This window comes from Actinoplanes sp. NPDC048791 (assembly GCF_040650095.1).
Classification (GTDB): Bacteria; Actinomycetota; Actinomycetes; order Mycobacteriales; family Micromonosporaceae; genus Actinoplanes.
In genome coordinates this window covers 1-6,491 of record NZ_JBEZGQ010000451.1, presented here as the reverse complement: position 1 = coordinate 6,491, position 6,491 = coordinate 1, and the positions used below count along the sequence as shown (strand labels likewise).

Sequence of the window (6,491 nt, the reverse complement as noted above, 5' to 3'; positions counted from 1 at the left end):
GGCGCATCCCCGGTGGCGCCAGCGGCGTCGCGCGCAGCAGCGGCCGGTTGACCAGCACCATGCTCGGCACCAGCGCCACCCCGAGGCCGGCCTCCACGAAGGCCAGCACCGCGTCCATCTCGCCGCCCTCGACCGCGAAGCGCGGGGTGAAGCCCGCACCCCGGCACGCCTCCAGGGTGACGTCGCGCAGGTCGTAGCCGGGCCGGAACATCACCAGCGGGGTGTCGCGCAGCTCGGTGAGGGCGAGCTGCCGGTTGGCCGTCGGTGGCGGTCCGGCGGCGACCGAGGCGACGACCAGGCTCTCGCGCAGCACCGGGGCAGCGTGCAGGGCCGGGTCGACACCCTGCTCCGGGTGGACGATCAGGGCCAGGTCCAGGTCCCGGGCCAGCAGGTCGGTGATCAGGTCCTGCGAGCTGCCCTCGTTGACGTGCAGCTCGATGTCCGGGTGCTCGGTGCGGAACCGGCGCAGCACGGTCGGGACCAGCGACGAGCACAGGCTTGGGGTGGCACCGACCCGGACCCGGCCGCGGCGCAGCCCGACGATCTCCTGCACCGCGTCGCGGGCGGCGTCCGCGTCGGCGACCATCCGGCGGGCCAGCGGCAGCAGGGTCTCGCCGGCGGCGGTGAGCGCGACCGCGCCCCGGACGCGTTCGATGAGCGGCGCGCCGAGCGTCTCTTCGAGGGTGTGAATCTGCTTACTTAAAGTCGGCTGAGAGACATTCAGTGAGTCGGCCGCTTGGGTGAAATGCCGGGTTTCTGCCACTGCTACGAAGTATCGGAGCTGTTGAAGCTGCACCTTGATAGCTTACGTCTATGACGACCCCGCCGATCATGCATTAGACGAATCGCCTGCGGCTTCCTAGCGTTCAGGGGGTGGCGGTAGACATCAGCACTCCAACTCCCCGGGCGACGGCCGAGCCGGCCCGCAAGACGCTGGCCCAGAAGCCGGCGCTCAAGCCGCGCCGGGGCGCGCGCTCCTCGCTGGCGTTGAAGATCCTTATGGCGGTCACCGGGCTGCTCCTCGTGGGCTTCCTGTACGCCCACATGATCGGCAACCTCAAGATCTTCTTCGGCGCCGAGACCTTCGACCACTACGCGCACTGGCTGCGGACCATCGGCACGCCCCTGCTGCCCCAGGACTGGTACCTGTGGATCCAGCGTTCGGTGCTGACCTTCGCGGTCGTCGCGCACATCGTCGCGGCCACCATCCTGGCCCGCCGCGCCCGCAAGGCCCGGCCCGTGCGCTACGTGCACCGCCCCAAGGTCCAGGGCAGCTACGCGGCCCGGACGATGCGCTGGGGTGGCGTGATCATCCTGCTGTTCGTGATCTACCACATCCTCGACCTGACCACCGGCACGCTCAACCCGAACGGCAAGCCGGGTGAGGCGTACGCGAACGTCGCCGCCGACTTCGCGCCCGACCGCTGGTACGTGACGCTGTTCTACACGCTGTCCATCGTGGCCGTGGGCTTCCACCTGCGGCACGGCCTGTTCAGCGCGGTCCGCACGCTGGGCCAGCGCACCGCCCGCGGCGAGCGCATCGCCCGCGGCGCCGCGCTGCTGCTCTCCGTCGTCCTGGTGGTCGGCTACCTGTCGGTGCCGTTCGCCGTGCTCACCGGATTGGTGGACTGACCATGAATTTCTGGACCGAGGGCGAGGACATCGCCGACCAGGCCGCGCCGGACGGGCCGATCGAGACCCGCTGGGAACGCCGCAAGTTCTCCGCCAAGCTGGTCAACCCGGCCAACCGCCGCAAGCTGTCCGTCATCGTGGTCGGCACCGGCCTGGCCGGTGGCTCGGCCGCGGCGACGCTGGCCGAGGCCGGCTACAAGGTGCGCTCGTACTGCTACCAGGACAGCCCGCGGCGTGCGCACTCGATCGCCGCGCAGGGTGGCATCAACGCCGCCAAGAACTACCGCAACGACGGCGACTCGATCTACCGGCTGTTCTACGACACGGTCAAGGGCGGCGACTTCCGCGCCCGCGAGTCCAACGTGTACCGGCTGGCCGAGGTCAGCGTGAACATCATCGACCAGTGCGTGGCCCAGGGCGTGCCGTTCGCCCGCGAGTACGGCGGCCTGCTCGACAACCGGTCGTTCGGCGGCACCCAGGTGTCGCGCACCTTCTACGCGCGGGGGCAGACGGGTCAGCAGCTGCTGCTGGGCGCGTACCAGGCGATGGAGCGGCAGATCGGGCTGGGCAACATCGAGATGCACGCCCGGCACGAGATGCTCGAGCTGGTCGTCGTCGACGGCAAGGCCCGCGGCGTCGTGGTCCGTGACCTGGTCACCGGCGAGATCACCACCGACCTGGCCGACGCGGTCGTGCTGGCCTCGGGCGGCTACGGCAACGTCTTCTTCCTCTCCACCAACGCCAAGGGCTGCAACGTCACCGCCTCGTGGCGGGCGCACCGCAAGGGCGCGCTGTTCGCCAACCCCTGCTACACGCAGATCCACCCGACGTGCATCCCGGAGTCCGGCTCGCACCAGTCGAAGCTGACGCTGATGTCGGAGTCGCTGCGCAACGACGGCCGGGTGTGGGTGCCGCTTTCCCATGGCGACTCCCGTAAACCGGGCGACATCCCGGAGGACGAGCGCGACTACTACCTGGAGCGCATCTACCCCTCCTTCGGCAACCTGGTCCCCCGCGACATCGCCTCCCGCGCGGCGAAGAACGTCTGCGACGAGGGCCGCGGCGTCGGCCCCGGCGGGCTCGGCGTCTACCTCGACTTCGCGGACGCGATCGAGCGGCTGGGCCAGCCGGCCGTCGAGGCCAAGTACGGCAACCTCTTCGAGATGTACCAGCGGATCACCGGCGAGGACCCGTACCAGGTGCCGATGCGGATCTACCCGGCCGTGCACTACACGATGGGCGGGCTGTGGGTCGACTACGACCTCCAGTCGACCATCCCGGGCCTGTTCGTGATCGGTGAGGCCAACTTCTCCGACCACGGCGCCAACCGGCTCGGCGCCTCCGCGCTGATGCAGGGACTGGCCGACGGCTACTTCGTGCTGCCCAACACGCTGAACAACTACCTGGCGGCCGGCCCGTTCGACAAGATCGACGAGTCGCACCCGGAGGTCGTCGCCGCCCGCGGCCAGGTCGAGGACCGCCTGGCCCGGCTGCTGGCCGTCGACGGCGACCGCACCGTCGACTCCTTCCACCGCGAGCTCGGCCACATCATGTGGGAGTACTGCGGCATGGAACGCACCGAGGAGGGCCTGACCAAGGCCATCGGCCTCATCCGCGGCCTGCGCGAGGAGTTCTGGCAGCGGGTCAAGGTGCCCGGCACCGGCGAGCAGCTCAACCAGAACCTGGAGAAGGCCGGCCGGGTCGCCGACTTCTTCGAGCTGGGCGAGCTGATGTGCATCGACGCGCTGCACCGCGCCGAGTCGGCCGGCGGTCACTTCCGCGCCGAGAGCCAGACCCCCGACGGCGAGGCGCTGCGCCACGACGACGAGTACAGCTACGTCGCCGCCTGGGAGTTCGGCGAGACGCCCGTGCTGCACAAGGAACAGCTCGAATTCGAATACGTCCACCCCAGCACCCGGAGCTACAAGTAATGGACATCCAGGTTCGCGTGTGGCGTCAGCAGGGGCCGGCCGACAAGGGCCGCATGGTCACCTACGACGTCAAGGACATCTCCCCCGACGCCAGCTTCCTGGAGATGCTCGACGTCCTCAACGAGAAGCTCATCCTCGACGGTGACGACCCGGTGGCGTTCGACCACGACTGCCGCGAGGGCATCTGCGGCATGTGCGGCATGATGATCAACGGGGTGGCGCACGGTCCCGAGCGGGCCACCACCACCTGCCAGCTGCACATGCGGCACTTCAAGGACGGCGACACGATCGACGTCGAGCCGTGGCGCGCGGCCGCCTTCCCGGTGATCAAGGACCTGGTGGTCAACCGCAGCGCGTTCGACGAGATCATCCAGGCCGGCGGCTACATCACCGCGCCGACCGGCACCGCCCCGGACGCGCACGCCACCCCGGTGCCCAAGCCGGACGCGGACGCGGCCTTCGAGGCGGCCACCTGCATCGGCTGCGGCGCCTGCGTGGCGGCCTGCCCGAACGGCTCGTCGATGCTGTTCACCGCGGCCAAGGTGTCGCACCTGGGTCTGCTCCCCCAGGGCCAGCCGGAACGCGACAGCCGGGTCGTCGACATGCTGCAGGCCCAGGACGACGCGGGCTTCGGCGGCTGCACCAACATGGGCGAGTGCACGACCGTCTGTCCGAAGGGGATCCCCCTGACCCTGATCGGCCGCCTCAACAACGACTACCGCAAGGCCATCGGCAAGAAGTAGCGCGTAGCTGGGCACGGTCGGCGACCGTGCCCAGCTCTGCGTCAGCGCGCGGCGATGACCACCTCCGGGTAGCGCGGCGACGCCCGGTCCAGCAGCGGCTGCGGCCGGTGGCGCAGGTGCCGGTCGAAGAACGCCCGGTTGTACCGGCGGGTGAGCTCCAGCGAGCGGGTGCCCGTGGTGGTCGCGCCCAGGTCGATGCCGAGCTGGCCGGCCAGCAGCGTCAGGTCGGTGAAGGACCCGTGCACAGTGCCGGCCATGACGATCCAGCGCCGCCAGCCCGTCAGCCGCTTCCAGTCGTCGTCCCACGAGACGTCCCGGCCGCCCGGTGAGTGCTCGGCCTGCGTACCGAGGAACAGGAACGGCCGGGACAGCCCGCCGGACGGGACGATGCCGCGCGTCGTGCCGTCCATGTCGATCCCCGCGTCGATGCGGCGGTCCCCGGCCATCGCCGCGATCGCGCTCGCCCCACCGGCCGAGTGACCCGACATGGCGATCCGCGAGGCGTCGATCAGCGAGCTGCCCCGCCACGCCGGCTTCGGCCCGGTCAGCCGGTCGAGCACGAACGAGACGTCGGCGGCCCGGCCCGCGTACAGCTTGCGGAAGAACGCGTCGTCCTCGGTGAGCTCGCACGCGGCGCAGGTGGCGATGCGGCCGCCGGGGAAGGTGACCGCGTACGTCTCGTGGGTGTGGTCGATCCCGGCCACGACGTAGCCGTGACTGGCCAGGTCCTCGGCCAGTCCGGTCAGCGTCCCGCGGGGCTGGGTGTAGCCGGGTGAGAGCACCACCAGGGGCAGGCTGTGGGCGCGGCCGGCGGGCCGCGCATCGACCGACGCGTACGTGCGGACCCGGCTCAGGGTGTCCGGCGGCAGATCGGTGATCCTTTTGCCGGCCAGGTACAGCTCGGACTCCCGCGGCGACATGTACCGGGCGCGGCGCCCGCCCGGCGCGGCCGCCGGATACCAGACGGTGACCATGAGCTCGCGCGCGGCCGAGCCGGGCACCCAGGGGTCGGGGCGGGACGTGTCGGTCAGGTGGATCGCGGTGGTGCCGACCGGATGGTGGCCGGTCGGCCGGACCAGCTGCGGTGTGTCCGCGGCCTGCGCCGGCGCCGGGACCGTCAGTCCGGCGGTGACGGCAAGGGCGGCGCAGGTCAGGCGGGCGAGCAGGGAACGGTTCATGTCAGCCCTTCCACGAGGTGTCATTCGGTGCGGAGTGCGGTGACCGTGCGGGTGCCGGCGGCCCAGCCGGCCGGGAGGAGTGCGCCGCCGACCGCGATGACCAGCCCGCCGAGGCCGAACAGCAGCAGCTCGGTGGAGCCGTAGACGTCCACGATGGCGGCGGGCAGGGTGAAGCCGGCGGTGCCACCCATGGCGCTGAGCACCGCCCGCTGCAACGCGACCCCGACCGCCGCGCCGATCACGCCGCCGATGACGCCGGTGACCAGCACCGACGAGATGACCATCGTGGTCGTCTGCCGCGGCGTCATCCCGAGGGCCTTGTGCACCCCGAGGTCGTGCACGCGCTCGCGGGTCTCCAGGACGACGACGTTCAGCACGCCCAGGCCGGCCACGACCACCAGCAGGACGCTGAGCAGGGCGGTCAGCGTGTCGATGATGAGCACGAGCTCGTCGGTCTCGTGCTCGACGGTCCGGGCCGACGCGCCGAGCGACCGCACCGCCGTGTCGAGGGCGGAGGCGTACGCCGCGGTGTCGGTCCCGGGCCGGACGGAGACGAGGAAGTTCTCCGGTGCCAGGTCGGGCTCGGCGGCGCGCAGGGTCGCGAGGTCGGTGAGGATCTGCATGCCCCGGTCGTCGGTGTTGAAGGCCTCGCCGACGATCCGGGCGGTGACGTCGGTGCCGTGGTCGGTGAGCACCACGGTGTCACCGACCTTCTTGCCGGCGGCGGTCAGGAACGGCGTGGAGACCACGATCTGGCCCGGCCCGCTCAGCCAGCTCCCGGAGACCATCCGGTAGTAGCGGGCGCCGTCGGTGCCGGTCAGGGCGACGGTGGAGAGCGGACCGGTGATCCCGGCGACGGTCACCTCGGTCCGGGCCTGGCCCAGGTAGCCACCGGTGCCGGCCTGGGCGGTGATCGCCGCGACGATCCCGGCGGGGTCACGGAGAGACGCCGGCCCGCCCGGCCCGGGCTGGGGGCCCGGCCCCTCAACCGGCACCCCCGCGCCCGG

The 6,491-nt window shown here is 71.3% G+C and carries 6 protein-coding genes; 3 read left to right on the top strand and 3 right to left on the bottom strand.

Annotation, left to right across the window (positions count from 1 at the left end):
* On the bottom strand, positions 1-802 hold an 802-nt coding region (locus AB0C29_RS27625), incomplete at its 3' end, for a LysR substrate-binding domain-containing protein (RefSeq protein ID WP_360825844.1).
* Positions 803-981: 179 nt separating this feature from the next.
* Between AB0C29_RS27625 and AB0C29_RS27620 the strand changes: the two genes are divergently transcribed.
* From AB0C29_RS27620 to AB0C29_RS27610, 3 genes are read left to right on the top strand one after another with little or no spacing between them, the layout of a single operon-like run.
* A complete protein-coding gene (locus AB0C29_RS27620) occupies positions 982-1,632 on the top strand; it encodes a succinate dehydrogenase cytochrome b subunit (RefSeq protein ID WP_360825841.1) in 651 nt (216 codons plus the stop codon).
* Between the two features lie 2 nt (positions 1,633-1,634).
* Positions 1,635-3,563 carry a fumarate reductase/succinate dehydrogenase flavoprotein subunit gene (locus AB0C29_RS27615; protein ID WP_360825840.1) on the top strand — a complete coding sequence of 643 codons (1,929 nt, stop codon included), beginning with the start codon at positions 1,635-1,637 and terminating at the stop codon, positions 3,561-3,563.
* Complete coding sequence (locus AB0C29_RS27610; protein WP_360548086.1) at positions 3,563-4,306, top strand: succinate dehydrogenase/fumarate reductase iron-sulfur subunit; 744 nt, start codon at positions 3,563-3,565, stop codon at positions 4,304-4,306. Before AB0C29_RS27615 ends, AB0C29_RS27610 begins: the two co-directional genes overlap by 1 nt.
* 41 nt (positions 4,307-4,347) lie before the next feature.
* Here AB0C29_RS27610 and AB0C29_RS27605 read toward each other — a convergent pair whose 3' ends face one another.
* Complete coding sequence (locus AB0C29_RS27605; protein ID WP_360825838.1) at positions 4,348-5,484, bottom strand: hydrolase; 1,137 nt, start codon at positions 5,482-5,484, stop codon at positions 4,348-4,350.
* Positions 5,485-5,504: 20 nt separating this feature from the next.
* Positions 5,505-6,491, bottom strand: a 987-nt coding sequence (locus tag AB0C29_RS27600) for an ABC transporter permease (protein ID WP_360825835.1), incomplete at its 5' end; no start/stop codon positions are given.